Origin of the sequence: Streptomyces sp. NPDC002054, assembly GCF_040296685.1 — a bacterium.
Classification (GTDB): domain Bacteria; phylum Actinomycetota; class Actinomycetes; order Streptomycetales; family Streptomycetaceae; genus Streptomyces.
Window position 1 is genome coordinate 98,569 of record NZ_JBEOXT010000010.1, and the last position, 22,491, is coordinate 121,059.

Annotated in this window: 22 protein-coding genes; 7 read left to right on the forward strand and 15 right to left on the reverse strand. The window is 72.2% G+C overall.

Features of this window, described 5'->3' with window-relative positions:
• The first annotated feature begins 184 nt into the window (after window positions 1-184).
• Window positions 185-1,171, forward strand: coding sequence for a hypothetical protein (locus tag ABT123_RS11785; protein WP_502970941.1), 987 nt, complete (start codon window positions 185-187; stop codon window positions 1,169-1,171).
• On the opposite strand, the gene ABT123_RS11790 is transcribed toward ABT123_RS11785, so the two are convergent.
• Complete coding sequence (locus ABT123_RS11790; protein ID WP_351312273.1) at window positions 1,162-1,836, reverse strand: MSMEG_1061 family FMN-dependent PPOX-type flavoprotein; 675 nt, start codon at window positions 1,834-1,836, stop codon at window positions 1,162-1,164. The genes ABT123_RS11785 and ABT123_RS11790 overlap by 10 nt on opposite strands.
• Window positions 1,837-1,889: 53 nt before the next feature.
• On the opposite strand from ABT123_RS11790, the gene ABT123_RS11795 reads away from it, so the two are divergent.
• On the forward strand, window positions 1,890-2,288 hold the full coding sequence (locus tag ABT123_RS11795) for a DnaJ family domain-containing protein (protein ID WP_351312275.1): 399 nt from the start codon (window positions 1,890-1,892) through the stop codon (window positions 2,286-2,288).
• Here the strand turns inward: ABT123_RS11795 and ABT123_RS11800 are convergent.
• From ABT123_RS11800 to ABT123_RS11825, 6 genes are all read right to left on the reverse strand, one after another.
• Window positions 2,277-3,653, reverse strand: coding sequence for a chloride channel protein (locus tag ABT123_RS11800; RefSeq protein ID WP_351312277.1), 1,377 nt, complete (start codon window positions 3,651-3,653; stop codon window positions 2,277-2,279). The two genes, ABT123_RS11795 and ABT123_RS11800, sit on opposite strands and share 12 nt — an antisense overlap.
• A gap of 39 nt (window positions 3,654-3,692) precedes the next feature.
• Window positions 3,693-4,415 carry a GAP family protein gene (locus ABT123_RS11805; protein ID WP_351312279.1) on the reverse strand — a complete coding sequence of 241 codons (723 nt, stop codon included), beginning with the start codon at window positions 4,413-4,415 and terminating at the stop codon, window positions 3,693-3,695.
• Window positions 4,415-4,837 (reverse strand): SHOCT domain-containing protein, encoded by a 423-nt coding sequence (locus tag ABT123_RS11810; protein WP_351312280.1) that lies wholly within the window; start codon window positions 4,835-4,837, stop codon window positions 4,415-4,417. Before ABT123_RS11810 ends, ABT123_RS11805 begins: the two co-directional genes overlap by 1 nt.
• Before the next feature lie 58 nt (window positions 4,838-4,895).
• On the reverse strand, window positions 4,896-5,729 hold the full coding sequence (locus tag ABT123_RS11815; RefSeq protein ID WP_351312282.1) for a class II glutamine amidotransferase: 834 nt from the start codon (window positions 5,727-5,729) through the stop codon (window positions 4,896-4,898).
• 117 nt (window positions 5,730-5,846) lie between these two features.
• Window positions 5,847-7,142 (reverse strand): RICIN domain-containing protein, encoded by a 1,296-nt coding sequence (locus tag ABT123_RS11820; protein WP_351312284.1) that lies wholly within the window; start codon window positions 7,140-7,142, stop codon window positions 5,847-5,849.
• A 129-nt stretch (window positions 7,143-7,271) separates the two neighbouring features.
• Window positions 7,272-8,318 (reverse strand): ArsR/SmtB family transcription factor, encoded by a 1,047-nt coding sequence (locus ABT123_RS11825; protein WP_351312286.1) that lies wholly within the window; start codon window positions 8,316-8,318, stop codon window positions 7,272-7,274.
• A gap of 42 nt (window positions 8,319-8,360) precedes the next feature.
• Here ABT123_RS11825 and ABT123_RS11830 point away from each other — a divergent pair, with 42 nt between their 5' ends.
• Window positions 8,361-9,623: an MFS transporter gene (locus tag ABT123_RS11830; protein ID WP_502970937.1), complete on the forward strand. Its 1,263-nt coding sequence runs from the start codon at window positions 8,361-8,363 to the stop codon at window positions 9,621-9,623.
• Between the two features lie 76 nt (window positions 9,624-9,699).
• A complete protein-coding gene (locus ABT123_RS11835) occupies window positions 9,700-10,209 on the forward strand; it encodes a hypothetical protein (RefSeq protein ID WP_351312288.1) in 510 nt (169 codons plus the stop codon).
• Here the strand turns inward: ABT123_RS11835 and ABT123_RS11840 are convergent.
• Window positions 10,188-11,162 (reverse strand): hypothetical protein, encoded by a 975-nt coding sequence (locus tag ABT123_RS11840; RefSeq protein WP_351312290.1) that lies wholly within the window; start codon window positions 11,160-11,162, stop codon window positions 10,188-10,190. The two genes, ABT123_RS11835 and ABT123_RS11840, sit on opposite strands and share 22 nt — an antisense overlap.
• Window positions 11,163-11,372: 210 nt before the next feature.
• Between ABT123_RS11840 and ABT123_RS11845 the strand changes: the two genes are divergently transcribed.
• Entirely contained in the window at window positions 11,373-11,672 is a 300-nt protein-coding gene (locus tag ABT123_RS11845) for a hypothetical protein (protein ID WP_351312292.1), read from the forward strand.
• A gap of 70 nt (window positions 11,673-11,742) precedes the next feature.
• Here ABT123_RS11845 and ABT123_RS11850 read toward each other — a convergent pair whose 3' ends face one another.
• Window positions 11,743-11,979 (reverse strand): hypothetical protein, encoded by a 237-nt coding sequence (locus ABT123_RS11850; protein WP_351312294.1) that lies wholly within the window; start codon window positions 11,977-11,979, stop codon window positions 11,743-11,745.
• Between the two features lie 374 nt (window positions 11,980-12,353).
• On the opposite strand from ABT123_RS11850, the gene ABT123_RS11855 reads away from it, so the two are divergent.
• The gene (locus ABT123_RS11855) at window positions 12,354-13,535 is read left to right on the forward strand and encodes a winged helix DNA-binding domain-containing protein (RefSeq protein WP_351312296.1); all 1,182 of its coding nucleotides are present in this window, start codon (window positions 12,354-12,356) and stop codon (window positions 13,533-13,535) included.
• 43 nt (window positions 13,536-13,578) lie between these two features.
• Here ABT123_RS11855 and ABT123_RS11860 read toward each other — a convergent pair whose 3' ends face one another.
• The 5 genes from ABT123_RS11860 to ABT123_RS11880 form a co-directional block, all read right to left on the reverse strand.
• The gene (locus tag ABT123_RS11860; protein ID WP_351312298.1) at window positions 13,579-15,030 is read right to left on the reverse strand and encodes a DUF2252 domain-containing protein; all 1,452 of its coding nucleotides are present in this window, start codon (window positions 15,028-15,030) and stop codon (window positions 13,579-13,581) included.
• 7 nt (window positions 15,031-15,037) lie between these two features.
• Window positions 15,038-15,376, reverse strand: coding sequence for a carboxymuconolactone decarboxylase family protein (locus ABT123_RS11865; protein ID WP_351312300.1), 339 nt, complete (start codon window positions 15,374-15,376; stop codon window positions 15,038-15,040).
• 101 nt (window positions 15,377-15,477) lie between these two features.
• Window positions 15,478-15,852, reverse strand: a complete 375-nt coding sequence (locus tag ABT123_RS11870) for a hypothetical protein (RefSeq protein ID WP_351312302.1) — start codon at window positions 15,850-15,852, stop codon at window positions 15,478-15,480.
• Between the two features lie 27 nt (window positions 15,853-15,879).
• Window positions 15,880-16,449 carry an HPP family protein gene (locus ABT123_RS11875; RefSeq protein ID WP_351312303.1) on the reverse strand — a complete coding sequence of 190 codons (570 nt, stop codon included), beginning with the start codon at window positions 16,447-16,449 and terminating at the stop codon, window positions 15,880-15,882.
• A 177-nt stretch (window positions 16,450-16,626) separates the two neighbouring features.
• The gene (locus tag ABT123_RS11880) at window positions 16,627-19,023 is read right to left on the reverse strand and encodes an ATP-binding cassette domain-containing protein (protein ID WP_351312305.1); all 2,397 of its coding nucleotides are present in this window, start codon (window positions 19,021-19,023) and stop codon (window positions 16,627-16,629) included.
• Window positions 19,024-19,197: 174 nt separating this feature from the next.
• Between ABT123_RS11880 and ABT123_RS11885 the strand changes: the two genes are divergently transcribed.
• On the forward strand, window positions 19,198-20,784 hold the full coding sequence (locus ABT123_RS11885) for a serine/threonine-protein kinase (protein ID WP_351312307.1): 1,587 nt from the start codon (window positions 19,198-19,200) through the stop codon (window positions 20,782-20,784).
• On the opposite strand, the gene ABT123_RS11890 is transcribed toward ABT123_RS11885, so the two are convergent.
• Window positions 20,785-22,485: a serine/threonine-protein kinase gene (locus ABT123_RS11890; protein ID WP_351312309.1), complete on the reverse strand. Its 1,701-nt coding sequence runs from the start codon at window positions 22,483-22,485 to the stop codon at window positions 20,785-20,787.
• Between the last annotated feature and the right edge of the window lie 6 nt (window positions 22,486-22,491).

Consider the following 22,491-nt stretch of genomic DNA (forward strand, 5'->3'; position numbering starts at 1 on the left):
GGTGGCACGCCGGGGTCCGGCCGCCGCCGTGCTCTGCTGGACCGTCGTCACGCCCCGGGTACCGCAGCGCCCGGCCGGAAAGGAGAGCCCGTTGCCCCGCACCGCCCGTACCGCTGGCACCGCTCGCACCGCCGCGTCCACTGCCCGCCGTCGCCTCGGCGGCGCCTGCGCCCTGGCAGCCGCCCTGACGGCCCTGGTCTGCGCCCCCGCGCCGGCCGCCCCCGCGCCCGCCGTCGGCGCGCCCGTCGCCGGCGCGACGGCCACCGCGGAACCGCCGGGCCGCCCGAAGGCCCGTATCGTCGCCCACTTCGACTTCGCCGCAGGCCAGACCCCCGAGAACATCGCCCTGGAACCCGACGGCTCCGCCAACCTCACCTTCGCCTTCGCCCGGCAGGTCGTACGCGTCACCGAGCGCGGCGACATCCGGGTCCTCGCCACCCTCCCCGCGGTCGCGAACCCGGACACCCCGCTCGTCCGCGCCGCCGTGGTCTCCGGCATCGCCCGCGCCCACGACGGCACCCTCTACGTCAACTACCTGACCGGGACCGCCGACCGGACCGGTGTCTGGCGGATCACCCCGGACGGTGCCGCCACCCGGATCGCCGCGCTGCCGCCCACCTCCTTCGCCAACGGCCTCGCCCTCGACGAGCACCGCGGCGTGCTCTACGCCGCCGACTCGGTCCTGGCCACCGTCTGGCGGATCTCCCTCGACGACGGCAGCGTCACGGCCTGGGCCGAAGGAGACGCCCTGCGCCCCACCACCTTCATCGGCGCCAACGGAATCAAGGTCCACCGCGGTGCCGTCTGGGTCTCCAACGCCGACCGCGGCACCCTCCTGCGGATTCCGGTCCGCGCCGACGGCACCGCCGGCCCCATCGGACTCCGCGCCGAAGGCCTCCCCGGGATCGAGGACTTCGCCTTCCCCGGCCGCGGCGACACCCTGCTCGCCGCGCTCAGCAACCGCAACGAACTCGTCCTGCTCCGCCCGGACGGCACCCGCCGGACGGTCCTCACCGCCAAGGACGGCCTCTCCGGCCCCACCTCCGTCGCCGTACGCCGATCCCACGGCACCGTGTATGTCCCGAGCGCCGCCTTCGACACGGGCATCGACCCCAACCTCCTGATCGCCGGGCTGCCGGCCCGCCGCCCGCCGCGCCCGGCTCACTCGTAGCGGTGCAGCAGGGATTCGCGCTCGCTCTCCCGGATCTGGTCGAGGGTCAGGCCGGGCAGGTTCAGGTGGGAGAGGGTGACCTCGGCGGAACTCGGGACGGCGTCCGCGGCGAGCCAGTGCTCGGGCTTCCAGGCGTTGCTGCGCAGGAAGGCCTTCGGGCAGTGCTGGTACAACTCCTCGACCTCCACCACGATCGCGCTGCGCGGCGGCTTGCCGACGGCCGTGAGCTGCTCCAACAGCCGCGGGTCGGCGGAGATGCAGGCCCGGCCGTTCACCCGGAGGGTGGTGGCCCGGCCGGGAATGATGAAGATCAGTCCGGCCCGGCCCGTCTCCACGATGTTGTGCGCACTGTCCAGCCGCTTGTTGCCGGTGGCATCGGGGACGGCGAGGGTGAACTCGTCCAGCACGGCGACGAACCCGGCCGGGCCGCCGCGCGGAGTGACGTCACAGCTGCCGTCGGCGCCGACGCTGGCCACGAACACCAGCGAGGACTGCCCGATGACCGTGCGGGCGACGTCGTGGATCCGGTCCACGGCCTTGCGGCGGGCCAGTTCGCTGGGCGCTTCGTAGAGCGCGCGCAGCCCGTCGGTGTCCTGGACGGCGGTGGACTGCAAGGCCTCGAAGATGCGGCCGTTCGACGGCGAATCAGGCGAATCAACTGTCATGCGCATTCAATTTATACGACCGTGAAGCCGGCCGGGTTTTGTACGCTGGAGACATGACCGAGCGCAAACCCCCCGGCGTCAGCTTCGAGTCATTCGTGGACAAGCAGATCCGCGAGGCGACCGAGCGAGGCGACTTCGCGAACCTGCCCGGCTTCGGCAAGCCGCTGGCCGACGACACCGCGCCCTACGACGAGCTGTGGTGGGTCAAGGGCAAGCTGCACCGGGAGGGGGTCTCCGTCCTCCCGCCCGCCCTCGTGCTGCGCAAGGAGGCCGAGGACGCGGCCGAGGCGGTGGCGCAGGCGCGTACGGAAGCCAGGGTCCGGGACATCCTCGCCGAGATCAACGAGAAGATCGCCGCAGCCCTCCGCCGGCCGCCCCCGGGTCCGCCGCTGAACCTGAAGCCGTTCGACGTGGACGCGATGGTCGCGGAGTGGCGCGCTTCACGGGCGTGATCTTGCCTGGGCCTCGGGCCCGGCCTCGGGCTCGGTCGGCGGCACGGGTCCGAGGGGCAGCAACTCGGTGGTGACGAAGGCGGTCACGGCCGCCAGGATCACCACCGGCATCATGGCGGTGCTGCCCAGCAACAGCACGACCAGAAGGGCGCTGCTGACCGGCAGCCGCATGGTGCTGGCCGTGGCCGCCGCCATGCCCGCCGCCATGGCGGGTACGACGCCCAGGCCCGGCAGCGGAGCGAGCAGCACGCCGGCTGCGGCACCGAGGAAGAGGGCGGGGAAGACCTGGCCGCCGCGCAGGCTGCCCAGGCAGAGGGCGTACGCGGCCCCCTTGGCCAGCAGGACGGCGATCAGCGCGCCCACCCCCCAGGCATGGGGGTCGGCGGCGAGCTCGCCGAGGGCGGCCCGGCCCGACAGGGCGGCCTCCGTCGGCGAGCGGCCGGTGACCAGGGCATAGAGGGCGATGCAGGCCGCGGCACCGAGTGCGCACAGCACGGTACGGGGCAGCACCCGGCCGGAGATGTACCCGGCGGCCCGCCCGCCCGTGGCCATCAGCGGGTGCAGGAAGAGGGCGAGGACGAGGGCGATGGGCACCGTCCACAGCACATCCCCCACGTCCAGATGCGGGAGGGGCCCGGGCAGCTTCAGGGCGAGGCTGCCCGTCTCCAGCCCCGTCCAGCGCCCGAAGCCGGTGAAGACCAGGGCCCCGATGCCGCTCGAGAGCAGCGCGGGCAGCATGACCGAGAACAGCCGGGGCCCGCCCACCCCCGCCACCTCGATCAGGAGCACCGCGGCGATCAGCGGGTTCCCGAAGATCGCCGCGATGGCCGCTGCCGCCCCGGCCGCGGTCAGCAGCACGGTGGTCTGCGCGGTGGCGGGCATCTGGGTCAGGTCCCTGAACAGCAGGGCGAGGCCTGCGCCCAGGGCGATCAGCGGAGCTTCCGGTCCCAGGACCGCGCCGAACGGCAGACTGGCCGTCGCGGCGATCACCACCCCCGGCAGCACGGCCGACGAGGACCCTCCGGAGTGCAGGCCGTACGCGGGGATGTGGCCGCCCGCCCCGGGCAGGTGTGCGGCGACCAGGCCGACGGCGATTCCGGCGATCAGCAGCAGGGGCAGCGGCCACCACCATGGGGGAGCCTCCCAGCCCAGACCCTGCGGCAGGCTGTCCCACAGCAGGTGCTCCAGCTTGTGGAGCGCGACGAGGAACCAGAAGGCGATCAGTGACACCGGGATGCCGATGAGGCTTGCGAGGGCGAGGACCTTGAGGTAGCCGGGAGCGCGCAGGATGTCCCGCAGCCGGTCCGCTTCCTCGGGCTGCCCGCCGGTGGTGGCGTGCACGGGTCGAGGGCTCGGCTCCGTCATGGTTCTCCTCCTTGCCTTGCTCAGCCGGTGCTCAGCCGGTCAGCCGGTCAGCTCGGCCAGGCTCCGGGCGGTCATCCACAGGCCGAGAACGAGGCAGGTGACGATGATCGCCGGGTCCTTGTGGGCTTTCAGCCACGCGCGCAGGTCGGCCAGGGCACGCTGCGCCCTGTCCGGTGCGAAGACCGTGTACAGCTCCATGGCCAGCAGGCTGGCCGTGGCCAGCAGACAGAAGCCCAGGAGGGCCAGGAACGTGCCGCCGTGCGAGAGGTCGGCCTGCACCACGGTGGCGGCGGCGAGGCCGACCATGCCCCAGGGCTGGAGGAGCACGGCGACCGTGGCCGCGGACCACGCCGAGGCCTGGTCCAGCCGCGAGGTCGGCGAACTCCCCGAAGCCGCCTCGGAATCCGCGGGCGCAGCGCCATCGGCATTGGCAGCGCCGGTGGTGGCGGCGGTGGCAGCAGCGGTGGCTCTGGCCGAACGGAACCGGCGCCGCCGGTGCTCGCTGTACACGATCAGGCCCACGCCGAGGGCCAGTTTGACCGCGATGGCCGCAGTGGACGGCGGAGAGCGGGGCGGTGGCGGCTGTCCGCCCGTGAGGAGGAGCACGATGGCGATCACGGCCACCAGGTTGGCGAGCCAGGCCAGGATGAACGCCAGCCCCTTCCACACCCCGCGGGGAGCGGACAGCACCAGCACGAAGGCCAGGATCGGCAACGGGTAGACCGTGATGGCCAGACCGATGACGAGCAGGTCAAGTACCACTAGCTCGCGAGGATCTTCGCCTTGGCCTGCTCGAACTCGGCTGCCGTGATGTCGCCGCGGTTCTTGAGCTCGGCGAGCCGGGACAATTCCTCCGCCTGACTCGTGGGTCCGGCGCTCTCACGTACGTAGGAGCGGAAGGCCTCCTCGTTCGCGCGGACCCGCTGCATCTCGCGTTCGCCCATCCCGCGACCGCGGGCGATCAGATAGATGAACACACCCAGGAAGGGCAGGATGATGACGAAGATGGTCCATCCCGCCTTGCCCCAGCCGCCCAGCTCGTCGTCGCGGAAGATGTCGCCGATGATGCGGAACAGCAGCATGAACCAGAGCACCCAGATGAAGATCAGCAGCATGGTCCAGAACATGTTCAGCAGCGGGTAGTCCACCGCCAGGTTCTGCATCGTCTGCATCGAGTCCTTCATGGCCGTTCTCCTGTCGGTCGTGCGGGCCACGAGGCCGGGGGCCTCGGCCGTCGAGACGTCAAACCGGTTCCGGGACGAAGGGGAACAACTCGTCCGCCCCGGGCTGGACGACGCCGTAGCTGCTCTCCGGCACCTCGTTCCAGGCTTCGGGCAGATCGCCGAGGGGTTCGGACACGATGAGGCGGGTGTCGTCGGACACCTCCTGCAGGAACGGCATGTCGGGGTGCAGTTTGCGCAGGGTGTCCACCCGGCTGCTGTAGAACAGCGACCGGGACTGGTTCTGGGTGGAGTAGCGGAAGGCCCAGACGCGTTCGCCGTCGGTCACGGCCACGGTCATCTGCATCGGGAACTCCACACCGTGCTCACGGCCGCAGCGCTCGATCGCGCCCACCATCCGGGCCACCGCGCCGGGCGGGTCCTGGTCCAGGCCGAAGGTGATCGCGAGGTAGAACATCACCTCGGAGTCGGTCGTTCCTTCGATGTCCGTGAACAGGGCGGGGTCCACGAGCATGCAGAGGTCCCGCCGCATCAGGTGGAAGCCGCCGACGGAGCCGTTGTGCATCCACATCCAGCGGCCGTGCCGGAAGGGGTGGCAGTTCGACTGCTGCACCGCGGTACCGGTCGACGCCCGGATGTGGGCGAAGAACAAGGGGGAGCGGACATGGTCCGCGATCTCCCGCAGGTTGCGGTTGTTCCAGGCGGGGCCGATGTCCCTCAGGACCGCCGGAGTACTGCTGTCCTGTGTGTACCAGCCGACGCCGAACCCGTCGCCGTTCGTCGTCTCCACACCCAATGTGGAGTGCAGACTCTGGTCGATCAGCGAGTGGGCCGGTTTGTACAGGACGGTGTCCAGCAGAAGGGGCGTTCCCGAATATGCGAGCCATCGACACATGAGCGATCACCTAGTTCCCCGTCTGTCCAGCGAGGTGCGACCTGGCGCTCTGGCAGTCTCATTTTCGGCCCTCCCCGCGGTGATCGCCACGCGGGGAGGACCGAAGCCGACCGGGCCCTACTTCGGGGTGACCCAGACCTGCCGCTTGTTGCTGTTCGCCGTGTACAGCTGGACCACGGTGCCGTTGGCGGTCGCACCGCCGGCCACGTCGAGGACCTTGCCCGAGGCCACGTGCACGATCTGGCCCTTGGCATTGACGGACCAGCGCTGCGCCGCCGAGCCGTTGCAGTCGTAGAGGCTGATCCGGTTGCCGTTCGTGCTTGCGTTGCGCGCGTTGTCCAGGCACTTGCCGAACGCGCGGAACGTACCGTCCTTGCCCAGGATCCACGACTGCGCCACGGACCCGTTGCAGGTGTACAGCTGGATCTGCGTGCCGTTGGCCGCCTTGCCGCCCTTGACGTCCAGGCACTTGCCGCCGAGCCCGCCGACCCTGCCCTGCGGGGAGAGCACGGCCCCGGCGCCCGCGGCGAGGTGGCGCAGGCCCTGGACGTCGAACTGCTGGACGTAACTGCCCGCCCGCTTGTCCTGGTACGCGTACGTGGGCGAGCACATCACCGGGAACTGGCCGGAGTCGGTTCCCTTGACGCAGTCGCCCTTGGTCAGGCTGCGGTTGGCGTGCGTCAGCCCGAGGGTGTGCCCGAGCTCATGGCTGATGTGGTTGCGCATGTACGTCGCGCCCATGGCGGCCGTGGGCTTGCCGGCCGAGGTGAAGAACGAGCTGTCGATGTAGGCGTGGCCGCTGGTCACGGTGGCGGGCTCGGAGGAACTGGTGAACCCGCAGCTGAGGTTCGCGGTCCCCGACCCGTCGTGCACCACCTTCCAGCCGGTGTTGCCCATGGTGCCGCCTTCCGCGGGCGGTACGCACGGCCGCGGCAGCACCCCGACGAGCACCTCGCCCTTGGGCCTGACGTAGTTCCAGCCGACCGGCTTCGGGTCCACGGTCACGCGCAGGTTCGTGATGCGCTGCAGGTCCGCGGCCGAGGCCCGCACGTACGGGCCCAGCCAGTCCGCGGACTTCTGGTCGTAGAACTTGATCGTGTAGCCGGTCTTCAGCCACTTGGTCGCACCGCTCAGCTTCCACCCCACGCCCTGGGGCGGCGCGGGGGTGCCGGCCGCAGCCGCTCGCGCCATCGGCCGGGCCGCCGCCGCCTCCGTCCCGAGCGACATGACGCCGTTCTTGAAGACCGTGCCGTCGCTGCCGAATGTGGCGGAGTGCTCCGCATGGGAGTCGGGCGCCTCTCCGGTGGGCGGCGCCGGCTCCGCACTCACGATCTCGCTCACGGCTTTCGGTTCGGTGTCCTCGGTGCCGAACGCGCTGGGGGAGAGCTGCAGACCCCCCACGATCACCGCCACGGCTGCCGCCGCGCCGATGGATATCCGATGCTTCCGATGTTTGCCTGTTACACGCACGTGCCGTTGCCTCTCATCAAGAATCGAACAGATGATAGGGCAAGGCTCCAAAGCCCCCGGAACCCAACCGAGTTAGGGGGTGTCCAGGCCGTCGTTTCCCGTGGCGAGCCGGTCGCCGAGCGGGCTGCGCCGGTACAAGACCTGCCGGCCGTGGCGGGCCCGGGCGACCAGCCCGGCCTCGTACAGCACCCGCAGATGCTGGGACACCGCGCTGGGAGTGACCCGCAGGCGCCGGGCGAGCTCCACCGTGGCCAGCGGCTCCGCCAGCAGGCCGAGCAACCGGGCCCGGGGCGCGCCGAGAAGCCGTACGAGAGCCGGCCCGGCAGCGGAACCGGTCGCCGATCCGTCCGTCGCTCCGGCCGCCCAGAGCGTCGCCACGCCCCGGCTGGGATAGAGCAGCGACGGCGGCTCCTGCGGGCCGACCGGGGGCGCCGGCTTGTGGGCGAACACGGACGGCACCAGCAGCAGCCCCCGGCCGCAGGCCTGCGTGTGATAGCCGCTGCCGATGGTGCGGTGGACGCGCAGGATGCCCCGCGACCCGTCGTCCTCCCAGCTCAGCCGGGGATGCATATCGGCGAACAGCAGCCGGGCACCACCCCGGGCCAACTGCCGGGCCCGATACGTCATATCCGCCTCCACGACCAGCCGGACCTGCGGCCAGACCGGCCGGACGGCGATCTCCCAGTACCGGTGCAGGAGCTCGCAGATCTCGTCGCGGAGTCCGGTGACGGGTGCGTCCCCGGCGGCGGTCGCCGCCCGCAGCGGCGCAGGGAGCCGGTCCGGTGCGTGCGCGGCCGACAGATCGCGGCGCACCACCTCGGGCGGGGTCCGCCGTACGACGGCCAGCTCGTCCTCGAAGGCCGGCTCGAACCCCGCCGGCCTGGGGGTCAGGAAGTCCGGGAGGGTGAGCCGGTCCGCCACCAGCGACATCAGCAGGCCGATGTCCAGGCCGGTGTCCAGGCCGCCGAGCCGGCCGAGGACCGACCTGCGCCACGGCAGGTGCAGCGCCGATACACCCGGATCGCGCAGCACCCGCAGGCTCAGCACGGTCTCACCCAGTGGCGAGACGGCGAACCGCGTGTTGGCGAGGTCCTCGACACCGAGCTCGAAGCTGATCATTAAGCCGCAGGCTACATCCATTGGCAGGAACGCCGCGGCACCGTGGACTCACCCCATGACACCCCCGACCCACGCCACCCGCACGACCCCGTGCCGGGCGGCCCGATGAGCCGCCGACTGGTCCTGATCCTGGCCGTGACCTGTGGCGTGGCCGTGGGCAACCTCTACTTCCCGCAGGCCCTCGTCCCGCTCCTCGCCGACGGGCTGCACGTCCCGCCCGACAGCGCCGCCCTCGTGGTGACCGCCACCCAGATCGGCTACACCGCCGGGATGGTCCTGCTGGTTCCGCTCGGCGACCGGATCCGGCACCGCTCGCTCCTGGTGGTCCTGCTCGCCCTCACCGGCCTGGCCCTGCTGGGCGCCGGCTGCGCCCCGGCCATGCCGCCGCTGGTCGCGGCGAGCGCCCTGGTCGGCCTGACCACCGTGGCCGCACAGATCATCGGCCCGCTGGCGGCCGGCCTGGCAGCGCCCGAGCGCCGCGGGGCGGTCCTGGGCACCCTGCTGAGCGGATCGACCGCGGGGATGCTGCTGGCCCGTACGTTCGGCGGGCTGCTCGGCGAACGGCTGGGCTGGCGCGCCCCGTACCTGGTGGCCGCGGCCGTGGCCCTGGCCCTCGCGGCCGTCACGGCGTACACCGTGCCCGTCACCACCCCGCCGCCGGCCGCCGCCCGCCGCCCGTACGGCGCGTTCCTGGCCGAACCCCTGCGCCTGCTGCGCGCCGAGCCGGAGCTGCGCCGCTCCTGCCTGTACCAGGCCGCCGTCTTCGGCGGGTTCTCGGCCGCCTGGGCGGGCCTGGCCCTGCTGCTGACCGGGCCGGCTTACGGGCTGGGGGCCGAGGCCGTCGGTCTGCTCGCCCTGGTCGGCGGTGCCACCCTGCTGTGCACCCCGTACGCCGGGCGCCTGGTGGACCGTCACGGGCCCGGCCCGGTCAACCTGGTCTCCCTGCTCGGAGTCCTCGCAGCCGCCGCGGTCCTGGCAGCGGGCGGCCGGGGCGGCCCGGCGGGCCTGGTCGCGCTGGCCGCGGGCACCCTGCTCCTGGACGTGGCCATGCAGTCCGGCATGGTCGCCAACCAGTCGCGGATCTACGCCCTGCGCCCGGACGCCCGCAGCCGGCTCAACACCGCCTACATGACCTGCGCCTACCTCGGCGGTACGGCGGGCTCCTGGCTCGGTGTCCGCATCCACACCGCCTTCGGCTGGGCGGCGGTCTGCGCCCTGATCGGCCTCCTCGCGGCCTCCGCCCTGGCCCACCACCTTCGACCCTTCACCCGGAAGACACCGACGCCGTCTGGCGAACGCGCGTAGAGCTGCGGCACCATCTCCTTCGCACCGCCTGCACCGTCGTCCCGCCCGTCACGGTCATCAGCAGGAGGCAATCCCCATGAAGCTCCGCTCGGTCCTCACCGCTCTCGCCCTCGTCCTGGGGGCGCTCTTCGCACCGGGCGTCGGCGTCCTCTCCGGCGCCACCGACGCCCACGCCGCCACCAAGATCAGCCACGCCACCGCGACCTCGAAGTTCCGCGCTTCCGGCATCACCTGGTCCTCGTCCGGCGGCTGCTCGGACCGCAACAACCCGACCTGTACGTCCTTCGAGCAGCTCAACCTCGCCACCGCGCAGGGCGCCCAGACCCTCAGGAGCGCCAGCGGCTGCGCGCTGAACATCACCGGGGGCACCGAGACCGGCCACGCCGGCGGCACCTACTCGCACTGGAACGGCTACAAGCTCGACTTCGGCAAGTACACCTGCCTCGGCAACTACATCAAGAACACCTTCACCTACATCGGAGTGCGCGGCGACGGCGCCCCGCAGTGGAGGTCCGGGGCCGGCAACATCTACGCCGACGAGGGCAACCACTGGGACGTGACCTTCTACAACTGCGGCGGCTGCTGACCCCGGCACTGTGCAGCCGGGTCGTCATGGACGATGGCGCAGATCATCTGCTCGCCGCGCCGGTGGTCCGGATAGGCCTCGAGGAGCTCGGCCTTGAAGTCGTTCCACTGGCGGGTGATCTCCGCCGTGGCCCCGTCCACGGCCCGCCGGAAGTTGTCGCCGGTCTTCGAGCGTGGCGATGCGGTCGTGTCCTTGTTCAGGTCCTGGTTGTGAGTGATGCGGCCGGAGCAGTCCTCGGTCTTGACTCCCGTGGAGTCGAAGTCGGAGTAGCAGCCGGTGGTGAGGTCGGCGGGGATGCGGGCACGTGCATCCCCGGTCCACTCGGCGTCCGTCATGCCGCTGTAGCGGCGGATGTCGAGGAACGGGGCGACATCGGTACGCGCCAGCCCGGGCGGGTTGGCGACGCCGACCGGACCGGGTGCGGCTCGGTCGGACCAGTTGGAGTGCGCGTAGAAGTCCTCGATCTGGTGCCAGCCCCGGCCCAGCTGTTCGAGGACGTTGCACTTGGCGCGGCCGGGAGTCTCCTTCCACGTGCAGGGGGAGGACAGGTCGCTCTGGTCGGCGACGACCTTGCCCTGGGCGTCGACCAGACCGTCGGCGGCCCGGACCGCGTTCCGGAAGCGGGTGACCGAGGTGCGGATGCAGGCGAGGAGCTCGGTGGTGGCCTCGTCCCGGGAACGGGGGTAGTGCGGGGCGTAACGCGGAGCGAGGTAGTCGGCGTTGTCGCAGTGCAGGGGGCCCTGCTGGAAGTACCCGCCGTGGTCATTGGCGTTGACCGCCCCGTCGCGGGCATCGGACATCGCGGCCAGCGTGGTGGGCTGCCAGGGCAGCGCGGCCCGCGTGATCTCCTCGTGGTTGCCGCCGGTGAACGCCTGCGCGGGGCCGGGCGGCATCAGGGCGGCCAAGGCGACGGCGGTGGCGAAGCCGACCGCGACGGTCAGGCGGTGTGGCACGCGATGCTCCCGTCGTACGGGTGACACGTGGAACCGGGGATTTCCGGCCCCGCAGCCACAGCTGTACTGGCCAGCGTAACGGTTCGGCCCTGGCCGAAACGACTGGAGGGGCGAGCGGGGCAGCCCGCAGCATCTGTGGGGAAGACAGCGGCGGCAAGGCAGCCCATGGCTCCACTGCCGCCCGCACACCCACCACCTAGAGGAGAAGCCATGCGTACACGTACCCGGCTCATCGGCACGTTACTGGGCGCCGCCCTGCTCGCAGGCGGCACCGTCACCAGCGCTGCGGCTGCCGCGCCGCAGCCTGCGGCCCCCTCGGCCACCGAATCCGTCTCCGACGCCACGTCCACGCTCCCCGGCTGGCGCCCCACCGGGAGGAAATTCCCCAGCGAGATTTCCTGCGACTGGGCCGGCCAGGCCGCCTGGGAGAACGACCCCCGGGTCACCGAATGGGACTGCCGCCCGATCGAGTCGGGAAGGCGCTACGAACTCTGGCTCAACGTGGTCTGACGGGACGGCGGCCGGCCCAGGACGCCCTGCGCGCACCCGTCCACGGGGGGTGGGTGCGCGCAGCCCGGTCCTAGTGCAGCTTCCAGGTGAACTTCCCGCCGCCCACCCAGCGGACGGCGTCCGGGTCGTCCAGGTCGTGGATCGTGATGCCGGCAGCGGCGGCGAGTAGGATCACGTCCGTCATGGACTTCGCCGTGCCGAACAACTCGCCGTCGATCTCCACGAGGCGGAACGGCGGGTCACCGGGCTGTACTTTGAGCACGGTGACCCGCGCCGAGGAGATGTGGGGACTTGCGCTTTCGGTCATGGTGAGATCGGTTCCACGGCACGGTCGGCGGCTAACGTGCCGGCAGTACGGACCCCAGGGGCCCGGGGTCCGTGCGTCGGCACGACGGATGCGCATCGTCGGCCCCGCCTGCTGCAGCCGCAGCAAGCCCGGCGTTGCGACGGTCCGGCATTCGGGGCACCGCGCCGACGGCCGAGGCGCTCGACGCGCTCATCGGCCGCACGCGCGCCCGCATCCTCGTCGCCCTCGCCGACATGCACCTAACCGATCTAGGTCACGGCCCGACCTATATGCCTGTCACCCTCTGGCTACGGCCTCTCCCGGCATCAGCCAGTGCTCCGGGGCAAGAGCGCGTCACCCCACGACCACCCGCTGACCTCCTCCGGAGCCCCGCCATGCTGCCCCCCTCCCGCCGCCGCGTCACCGCGGCCGAGCGCCGTGCCCGGCTCGCGCGCCGGCATCTGCTGACCGTTCCGGCCCGGGCCGCCACCCCGGAGGCAGTGGCCGACGCACTCGTCGGCCTGCACGCCACCGACCCCGCCACCGTGTTCCTGGCCGCCGCCGCCCGCCTCGCCGCCCCGGACGTCGCTGCCGTGGAGCGGGCGCTGTACGAGGACCGGACCCTGGCCCGCATCCGGTGCATGCGCCGGACCATGTTCGCCGTCCCCGCCCGCCTCGCACCGGCCGTCCGGGCCGCGACCGGCAAGGACCCCCACAACGACCGCACCACCGCGATCGAGCGGCTCCGGCAGGCGGCCGGCTGGGACGAGCTCCGCTACACCACGGCCGAGAACGAAGCCCTCGCCCACCTCACCGCCCGCGGCGCGGCCACCGCGGCCGAACTCGCCGAAGCCGTCCCCGCACTGCGCGAGCAGATCACCACGTACCCCGGCAAGCCGTACGAGTCCCGCGAGCGCGTGTCCGCCACCGTCCTCGGCGTCCTGGCCGCCGAGGGCCGCATACGCCGGGCCCGGCCCGCCGGAACCTGGACCTCCGCCCAGTTCCGCTGGGCACCCGCCGACCCCCTTCCCGACGTCCCCGCCGCGACGGCCAAGGCCACCCTGGCCCGGCACTACCTCGCCGCCTTCGGACCCGTCACCGAAGCGGACCTCAAGTGGTGGACGGGCTGGACCCTCACCGACACCCGCCGGGCCATCGCCGCGACCACCGCCGAACCGGTCGAGCTCGACGAAGGCACCGGCTACGTCCTGCCCGAGGACCTCGAACCCGTCCCCGACCCCGAACCGTGGGTCGCCCTGCTGCCGGGACTCGACCCCACCCCCATGGGCTGGCGCCACCGCGACTGGTACCTCGACCCCGACCACACCGGCGCCCTGTTCGACCGCAACGGCAACATCGGCCCCACCGTCTGGGCGAACGGCCGTATCGTCGGCGCCTGGGCGCAGCGGCCCGACGGCCGTATCACCCACCACCTGCTCACCGACCCCGGCCGGGAAGCCCGGACCGCCATCGAGACCGAAACCGCCCGCCTGGCCGGCTTCCTGGGCGCCACCCGCGTCACCCCCTCCTGCCGCACGCCCCTCGAACGCCAACTCGTCGGCACGGTCCATCCCTGAGCACCGCGAGGCGAGGCGCTCGCGGCTGGCCCCTCCGGCGGTGTCAGGCCGGCCGCGGTGCCTGCAGTGCCTGCGGTGACTGCGCCGCCGGCAGCCGGCCGGCGCGGACCGCGTCGACCAGGGCCTGGTGATCGCGCTCGTTCTGGTCGGCGTACGCCTCCGCGAACGAGGTGACCGCCCGGTCGAAGCTCTCGCTGCGGCCCAGGTACGCGGCGATCGCGATCCGGTCGCCCGAGCGCGCGTGCGCACGGGCGAGGGTGATGCCGGACACGTCGCCGAATGCCTTCAACTGCCTGGGCGGCATCGTCTCCGGCATGGCGATGCCCTTCCAGTCGCGCAGCTGGCGGATGTAGAAGTCGCGGCGCCTGCCGTCGATCCCCTCCACTCGCTCCCAGCCGAGGAAGATGTCGCTCGCCGCCTGCATCATCCGCTGTCCGGCCACCACACGCTCGCCCTGGTTCCGGTACATGCTCGCGCCGAGGTGCGCGGCGAGTACGGAGCTGTCGGCCTCCTTGGCCTGGAGGAAGAGCGGGTCCCGGCCGTCGCGGCCGAGGAGCAGGAAGATCCAGCAGCGGGTGCCGACGCTGCCGACGCCGACCACCTTGCGGGCCACGTCCGCCAGCCGGTAGTCGGCCAGCAGCGTCCGCCGGTCGCTCGGCATCGTACGGCCGTACCGCTCGAGCAGGCCGCGGAACTGGCGCTCGAGCGCGCTGCGCTCGACGTCCGGCAGCAGGTCGGCGATCGGCGTCAGCAGCGGCGGATCCGCCGCGAACCTGGGCTTGCCGTCCACCAGCTCCGTGAGTTTGCCGAAGACCTGCAGACTGTCGCGGGTGCGGGCCCTCGCCATGGCATCGGCCAGTTTCTTCTGACCGGCCTTCTGGAGCTGGGCCGCGGCGAGGGCTTCGAGGACGTCCGAGTCGATCTTCGAGTACCAGACCTCGAGGTTGCCCATGCCGGCGAAGCCGATCATCGCCTCGCGGTACGAGCGCACGGCGGAGTTCACGATGACGGCGCGCTCGGCTTCGTCGAAGCCGTTCGCCCGGCCGGCGATGACAAGACTCGCGGACAGCCGCTTGACGTCCCATTCCCAGGGACCGGGAAGGGTCTCGTCGAAGTCGTTGATGTCGAACATCAGCCGGCGTTCCGGGGAGGCCAGCAGGCGGAAGTTCAGCAGGTGCGCATCCCCGCACAGCTGCACCGTGATCCCCGAGTCCGGGCTGTCGGCCAGGTCGGAGGCCATGATGGCGGCGGCGCCCCGGTAGAAGCGGAACGGGGACTCGGTCATCCGGCTGTAGCGGATCGGCACCAACTCGGGCACCCGGGAGGCGGACTGAGCCGCCAGGATGGCCAGCGGGTCCGGCCGGTCCGTGGACGGCCGGAACACGGCGTGCCCCGAACGGGGCGAGCGGCGCCGGGCCTCCTTGCCGAGCGCCGCGCGCTCCTTGGGCGTGGCGTGGGACACCGCGCGCATCGCGGTGGTCGCGCTCTGGGCCATCGGCGTGTCAGCCCTTGGCGTCGATCTCGGCCTGCGCTTCGGCCTCGGCGACCGCGATGGCGACGCCGAGTGCCGTGGTGATGTTGCCCGCTGCGGTCATGACGCGGGCGGTCCCCACGATGGGGGCGATGGCCACCAGCACGTCCTGCAGCTGGTCGGCCGTCATCCCGGCCTTGAGGGCGGGGTCGATATGGGCGATGTACGAGATCGGCGGCGCGTCCGAGGCGGCGAGGGCCGCGATCCGGGTGAGCATGAGCATGTCCGGGGACAGTCCGCAGCGTTCGAGAGAGTCGACCGTCATGGCGGCGAGGGTGTCCAGGACCGGGGTGTCGGATGCAGTGGACATGGCGCATGTCCTCCTGAGGTGGTGTCCTGCCGTAGGGGCGTCTTACCTACGACTCTAGAACCCCTCGGGGTGCTGCGCGCGGGGGCGTCGGGAGGAGCCCCTCAGGCGCCCTCGGCGCCCTCGTCGTAGGTACCCGCCTCGACTTCGAGGGCCAGTTCCTGGAGGACCTCGATCGAGGAGACATCCGTCCGGCCGGCATCGTGCGCCATGGCGAGGCTGGTGAACGCCAGACTGAACCCGGAGACCATCGTGTGCAGGGCCGGGCCGAGCGCCTCGGCAACCAGGCTCGCCACCTGCTGCGGAGTCGCGTCGGCGGGCACGCTGATCGACGGGAGCATCTCGTTCAGGAGCTGCGTGGCGACCTTGGCCTCGGCCGCGGACGGCATGTCGTCCGTTCCGGCTTCGGCCGCTCGGCGGATGTCCTGAGCCTCGGTGAGGATGCCGATCACCCGCTTGAGAACCTCAGCGCGCTCCATCCCCGGAGCGTAGCCCCGGGGATGCGGTCACCACCAGTACACGGGGTAGCGGGTGGCGCCTGCGCGGGCGCGCGAGAGGGCGCAGCCCGCGAGGACGAGCAGGACGGCCGATCCGGCGAGCAGGGGCACGAACGTCGCGGGGTCGGGCGTCCGCAGGACGATGACGACGGCGGTCGCGCAGGCCGGTGAGTGCGGAGTGCGGGCCATGGTCATCGCCGCCAGGGCGACCCCGGCCGCCACCGCCGCGACCCAGGGAGCGCTGCCGAAGGCGGCGAGGGCCCCGTACCCGACGGCGGCACAGATCAGATGGCCGGCGATCACACTGCGGGGCTGGGCGAGCGGCAGCCCGGGCATGCTGTGGACGATCGCGGCGGACGCGGCCAGCGGCGGTATGAGGACGGGCTCGTGGATGACGGCACCGATGGCCACCAGCACCAGCATGACGGCGGTGGCACCGCTGACGCTGTGCAGCGCGGCGGCGGTGGACGGCGGGGCGGGCGCGCGCCCCGCGGCGAGGCGGGCGAGCGTCCGGGCCTGCGGCCGGTCGGGCGCGGGGTGCGGCGGCTCCTGGACTGCGGTGGACGTATCGGTGCTCAAAAGGGCGGCATTCCAGGGGCGGGCCGCCGGACATACGTCCGGCGGTCGGGGGGCAGGAGACGCCCCTAAGCATACGAAGCCCGACAAAGCACCTCGCAGCCAGGTCCCCCTGGTCACACGCGGGGGGACGGCGGTGCGTGCAAGGTTGCGTCCCGCGCGCGCCGCCGTCGGACCCGGTCAGGCGCCGACGTACGCCGAGAGGTGTTCGCCGGTGAGGGTGGAGCGGGCGGAGACGAGGGCCGCGGGGGTGCCCTCGAAGACGATCTTGCCGCCGTCGTGGCCGGCGCCCGGGCCGAGGTCGATGATCCAGTCGGCGTGCGCCATGACCGCCTGGTGGTGCTCGATGACGATGACCGACTTGCCCGAGTCGACGAGCCGGTCGAGCAGGCCGAGCAGTTGCTCGACATCGGCGAGGTGGAGGCCGGTGGTCGGCTCGTCGAGGACGTAGACCCCGCCCTTGTCGGCCATGTGGTTGGCCAGCTTGAGCCGCTGCCGCTCGCCCCCGGACAGGGTGGTGAGCGGCTGGCCGAGGGTGAGGTAGCCGAGCCCGACGTCGGCGAGCCGCTCGAGGATCTTGTGCGCGGCAGGCGTGCGCGCCTCGCCGTCGCCGAAGAACTCCTCGGCCTCGGTCACCGACATCGCGAGCACCTCGCTGATGTCGCGGCCACCGAGGTGGTACTCGAGCACCTCTGCCTGGAACCGCTTCCCCTCGCAGTCCTCGCAGGGGGTGGCGACGCCCGCCATCATCGCCAGGTCGGTGTAGATGACCCCGGCGCCGTTGCACGTCGGGCACGCGCCCTCGGAGTTGGCGCTGAACAGCGCCGGCTTGACGCCGTTCTCCTTGGCGAACGCCTTGCGGATCGGTTCGAGCAGACCGGTGTACGTCGCCGGGTTGCTCCGTCGCGAGCCGCGGATCGGAGTCTGGTCGACCGATACCACCTGCTGGTCCTTGGGAATCGACCCGTGTACGAGGGAGCTCTTGCCGGAGCCCGCGACACCGGTGATGACCACCAGCGCCCCGAGCGGGATGTCGACATCGACCTCGCGCAGGTTGTTCGCCGTCGCACCGCGGATCTCCAATGTGCCGGAGGGCGTGCGCACCTTCTCCTTGAGGGCGGCCCGGTCGTCGAGGTGGCGGCCGGTGATCGTGTCCCCGGCCCGCAGCCCCTCCAGTGTGCCCTCGAAGCAGACGGTGCCGCCCGACGTACCGGCGCCGGGGCCGAGGTCGACGACGTGGTCGGCGATCGCGATCGCCTCGGGCTTGTGCTCCACGACGAGCACCGTGTTGCCCTTGTCGCGCAGCCGCAGCAGCAGGTTGTTCATCCGCTGGATGTCGTGCGGGTGCAGGCCGATGGTGGGCTCGTCGAAGACGTAGGTGACATCGGTGAGCGAGGAGCCGAGGTGGCGGATCATTTTGACGCGCTGGGCCTCGCCGCCCGACAGGGTGCCCGCGGGCCGGTCCAGCGAGAGGTAGCCGAGGCCGATCTCGACGAACGAGTCCAGGGTCCGCTGGAGCGCGGCGAGCAGCGGCGCCACCGAGGGCTCATCGAGGCCGCGGACCCATTCCGCGAGGTCCCTGACCTCCATCGCGCAGGCGTCGGCGATGCTGATCCGCTTGATCTTCGACGACCGGGCCCCCTCGCTGAGCCGGGTCCCGTCGCACTCGGGGCAGGTGGTGAAGGTGACCGCCCGCTCCACGAACGCCCGGATGTGCGGCTGCATCGCCTCCTTGTCCTTGGACAGGAAGGACTTCTGGATCTTGGGGATCAGCCCCTCGTAGGTGAGGTTGATGCCATTGACCTTGATCTTGGTCGGCTCCCCGTAGAGGAAGGCCTGCAGTTCCTTCTTGGTGTACTTGCGGATCGGCTTGTCCGGGTCGACGAAGCCCGACTGGGCGTAGAGCTGCACGGTCCACTGGCTGTCCGACTTCCAGCCGGGGATGGTGAACGCGCCCTCGGACAGCGACTTGGAGTCGTCGTAGAGCTGGGTGAGGTCGATGTCGGAGACCTTGCCCCGGCCTTCGCAGTGGGTGCACATGCCGCCGGTGCGGTGGTAGGCCGCCTTCACGGTCTTGGTCTTGGCGTCGCCGCGTTCGACGGTGATCCCGCCGCTGGCCCGGACGGTGGCGGTATTGAAGGAGTACGCACTGGGCGGCCCGATGTGCGGCTTTCCGAGCCGGCTGAAGAGGATGCGCAGCATCGCGTTGGCGTCGGTGGCGGTGCCGACGGTGGAGCGGGGGTCGGCGCCCATCCGCTGCTGGTCGACGGTGATCACGGTGGTCAGCCCGTCGAGGACGTCGACCTCGGGGCGGGCCAGCGTCGGCATGAAGCCCTGCACGAAGGCGCTGTAGGTCTCGTTGATCAGCCGCTGCGACTCCGCGGCGATCGTGTCGAACACCAGCGAGCTCTTGCCCGAGCCGGAGACTCCGGTGAACACCGTCAGCCGGCGCTTCGGGATCTCGATGCTGATGTCCTTGAGGTTGTTCTCGCGCGCGCCGTGCACCCGGATCACGTCGTGGCTGTCGGCAACGTGCGGCGCAGGCGGCTGTGGGTCCGTTCCCTTGGCCTTGCTCATCGTGTCTCCATCCGAACGGCTTCGAGCAGTACCTGTCCGGTTCTACTTCGTCTTCACGATCACGGCAACGGTCCGCCGGTCGGTGATCGACGTGTCGGCCGTCCGGGCTAAGGTGTGCCACCGGACGACCCGTACGGTTCGGATCGTCAACGACTGCGAGGACCGGGGGCGTTGGTGGAGTCTCTGCAGCCTGGTGATCTGCCGGAAATCGGGGGATACCGCCTGTTGGCGCGGCTCGGCGCGGGAGGGATGGGCGAGGTGTTCCTGGCCCGGACGGCCTCCGGCCGGCCGCTGGCCCTGAAGACCGTCCACCGGGACCTGAGCCTGGAGCCGGGGTTCGCCGAACGGTTCGCCCGGGAGATACGCACCAACGACCGGGTGCGCTCCCCGTGGACCGTCTCGGTGGTGGACTTCAGCCCGCCGGACACCTCGCCCCAGTGGCTGGCGACCGAGTACGTCGCCGCGCCCTCGCTGGGCGACTGGGTACGCCGGCACGGGCCGCTGCCGGAGTCCGCCGTACGGTGCCTGGCCCGGGAGCTGTCGGCCGCGCTCGTCTCCGTACGCGCGGCCGGGGTGGTCCACCGCGACATCAAGCCGGGCAACGTGCTGCTGGGCGCGGAGCGGCCCTACCTGATCGACTTCGGCATCGCCCGCGCCGTCCGCGACCCGCGCCGCACCCGGACGGGCACGGTCATCGGTACGCCCGGCTACCTCGCTCCCGAGCAGGCGACCGGCGCCGTGGCGGCGGCGCCGGCAGATGTGTTCTCCCTGGCCGCGGTCCTCGTGTACGCGGCCACCGGCCGCAGCCCCTTCCTGGCCCGCGGCGAGGAGCTGGGCCTGCCGGCCCTCCTGTACCGGATCGTCCACGACGAGCCCGTTCTCGACGGGGTGCCGGAGTCGCTTGTTCTGCTGGTGACGGAATGCCTGGCCAAGGACCCGGACCGGCGTCCGGCCGCCGAGGAGGTGCTGGCGCGGCTCAGGGCCGCCGAGGAAGTGGAGTGGAGCAGGGTGGTCCCGCCGGCCCTGGTGGCGGATGCCGGCAGCCGGGAGGCGGAACTCCGGGGTCTCCTCGCCGCATCGCAGCCGCCGGTCCACGCCCCTTCGGTGCCGGGCACCCTGCCGGCACCCCCGGCCACGGCCCCGGCCACGGCCCTGGGCACCCCGCTCCCCTTCACCCCCGCCCTCGTTCCCGTTCCCGCCGGGCGCTCCCGTCGGGCCTGGGTGATCGGCGCGGCGGCCGGCGCCGCCGCCCTTGCCGCGCTGGTCACGCTCCTGATCCGGCTTACCGGGGGTGGCGAGGGGGACGGCAAGGGGGCCGCGCCCGCACCGTCGTCGCCGTCCGCACACTCCTCCACCAAGCCGTCGCTGTCGGCCGCGTGGGAAGGTACGTGGTCCGGCGTCGGGCCCGGCACCCCGGACGCGGACGGCGTCACCCGGGCGCGGACCCAGGAGTTCGCCGTCACCGTCACCGTGCATCCCGGGGCGGTGGGCGATGTCATAGGACGGCAGGTCAGCGACCTCAAGGAGGTCGCCACCGGGCGGAACCTGGGCTGCACGGAGGCCCTGGAGCTGCGGCAGATCCGCGGGAACACCGCCATCCTGGCGGCCGTGACCAGCCACCCCACCGACCCCACGGCCGTCATCGACTGCCCCCGGGGCAACATCTACCTGGTGACCATGACGGAGCCGGACCGGTTGACGCTCGAGCTGGAAGGAGCACAGTCCGCCGGCGCCCCCGCATCCCTGACCCGTACGCGCTAGCTAGGGGGTGGCGGGGTAGACCTGCTTCACCTTGCCGTCCAGGCTTGCGGTGAGGTAGCCCGTCCCGCCGTATGCGTTGGTGAGGTAGATCTTCAGGCGCGGCTCGGCCTTGTCGAACATATCGGGTTCGATCACGATGTAGCGCATCGTCGCCTTCTCCACCCGGAGCTTGCGCTCGGCCTCCTGGAGGAGCCCGGGCAGGACGTTCCAGTCGACCTTGCTCAGGTCGATCGGCTTGGAACCGTCCCGCACCGTGCCGCCGGGACCGAAGCGCGAAACCCCGCCCCGGTACTGGTAGCTGTCGTAGGCGCCGGCCGGGGAGGCGACCGGCACATACGCCAGCGCGTACGTGTCGTACAGGGCCAGGCGTACGACCTCCCGGCGCCCGGTCTCCTCCTGCAGTGCCGCCGCCACGGCCCGGGCCCCGGCCGGGGTGTGCAGGTCGTCCGGTGCGTCGGGCGTGCTCGGAGCCCCGCTCTGGCGTGCGGCCGGGCTGCCCGTCGCGCCGCCGGCCGGCGCCCCGCCGGTCACTGCGTCCGGAGTGCGGCTCGGGCTGCCCCCGCCGGTGGGCCCGGCGGAGGCCGCCTTGTCGTCCTTCTTGCCGTCGCCATCGCCGTCCGGCAGCAGCCAGTTCACGGTCCCGGCAGCCCCGGCCAGCAGCACCCCGATCGCCACCAAAGACACCAGCACGGGGCGCCGGCGCCGGGCCGGCGGTACGGACGGGACCGGCGCCGTGACCGCACCGCCGGCCGGCGGACCGAAGCCGTTCGCCGGCGTCGGTGGCGTCGTCGTCGGCGGGTACACCGCGGCCGGACCGTACCCCTCGGGCACGGTCGGCGGCCCGGCCGGCCGCTCCCCGGCGGCCGTCGGCACCGCCCGCAGCAGCCGGTCCAGCCGCGCGGCATCCGGCCGGGCGGCCGTGTCGCGTACCAGGAGCTCGGTAAGTACGGGGGCGAGCGCGCCGGAACGCGAAGGGTAGGGGAGGGGCTCGTCGAGCACCGCGACGACAGTCGCCATTGCGGTGGCCCGGCGCAAGGGGTGGACCCCCTCCGAGGCGACGTACAGCATCATGCCGAGGGACCACAGGTCGGAGGCGGGGTTGCCCTCCTCGCCGCGCACCCGCTCGGGGGCGATGTACTCGGGGGAGCCGACCAGGTCGCCGGTGGCCGTGAGACCGGCCGACTCGGGCAGGGCCGCGATGCCGAAGTCGGTGAGGACGGCGCTGCCGTCGGGGCGCAGCAGGACGTTGGCCGGCTTGACGTCCCGGTGGTGCACGCCGGCTGCATGCGCGGCCCGCAGTGCGGACAGTACGTCCAGGCCGATCCGCACCACCTCGGACACGGGCAGCGGGCCCTGGGCGAGCCGGTCGTGGAGCGAACCGCCCTGGACCAGCTCCATCACGATCCAGGGGTGCGAGCCGTCCGGCGGTTCGACGATGTGATGGATGGACACGACGTTGGGATGGGCGAGCCGGGCCAGCGCCTGCGCCTCGCGGACGGCCCGCTGCCGCAGTTGCAGCGCGAGGTCCGGGCGGGCCTCGATCAGCGCCGGGTCCGCGGGCCGGACCTCCTTCAGCGCGACCTCCCGCTGCAGGGCGGTGTCCCGGGCCCGCCACACCGTACCCATGCCCCCGCTGCCCAGCCGGGCGATCAACTCGAAGCGGCCGTCGACGAGGCGTCTGCCGCCCTCACTTGTGTCCATGGCTGG

Coding starts and splice junctions, on each gene's coding strand:
- ABT123_RS11790 (WP_351312273.1), bottom strand. CDS start 1,836: ATGACAGTTGATTCGCCTGATTCGCCGTCGAACGGCCGCATCTTCGAG.
- ABT123_RS11795 (WP_351312275.1), top strand. CDS start 1,890: ATGACCGAGCGCAAACCCCCCGGCGTCAGCTTCGAGTCATTCGTGGAC.
- ABT123_RS11800 (WP_351312277.1), bottom strand. CDS start 3,653: ATGACGGAGCCGAGCCCTCGACCCGTGCACGCCACCACCGGCGGGCAG.
- ABT123_RS11810 (WP_351312280.1), bottom strand. CDS start 4,837: ATGAAGGACTCGATGCAGACGATGCAGAACCTGGCGGTGGACTACCCG.
- ABT123_RS11815 (WP_351312282.1), bottom strand. CDS start 5,729: ATGTGTCGATGGCTCGCATATTCGGGAACGCCCCTTCTGCTGGACACC.
- ABT123_RS11825 (WP_351312286.1), bottom strand. CDS start 8,318: ATGATCAGCTTCGAGCTCGGTGTCGAGGACCTCGCCAACACGCGGTTC.
- ABT123_RS11835 (WP_351312288.1), top strand. CDS start 9,700: ATGAAGCTCCGCTCGGTCCTCACCGCTCTCGCCCTCGTCCTGGGGGCG.
- ABT123_RS11845 (WP_351312292.1), top strand. CDS start 11,373: ATGCGTACACGTACCCGGCTCATCGGCACGTTACTGGGCGCCGCCCTG.
- ABT123_RS11850 (WP_351312294.1), bottom strand. CDS start 11,979: ATGACCGAAAGCGCAAGTCCCCACATCTCCTCGGCGCGGGTCACCGTG.
- ABT123_RS11855 (WP_351312296.1), top strand. CDS start 12,354: ATGCTGCCCCCCTCCCGCCGCCGCGTCACCGCGGCCGAGCGCCGTGCC.
- ABT123_RS11860 (WP_351312298.1), bottom strand. CDS start 15,030: ATGGCCCAGAGCGCGACCACCGCGATGCGCGCGGTGTCCCACGCCACG.
- ABT123_RS11865 (WP_351312300.1), bottom strand. CDS start 15,376: ATGTCCACTGCATCCGACACCCCGGTCCTGGACACCCTCGCCGCCATG.
- ABT123_RS11870 (WP_351312302.1), bottom strand. CDS start 15,852: ATGGAGCGCGCTGAGGTTCTCAAGCGGGTGATCGGCATCCTCACCGAG.
- ABT123_RS11880 (WP_351312305.1), bottom strand. CDS start 19,023: ATGAGCAAGGCCAAGGGAACGGACCCACAGCCGCCTGCGCCGCACGTT.
- ABT123_RS11890 (WP_351312309.1), bottom strand. CDS start 22,485: ATGGACACAAGTGAGGGCGGCAGACGCCTCGTCGACGGCCGCTTCGAG.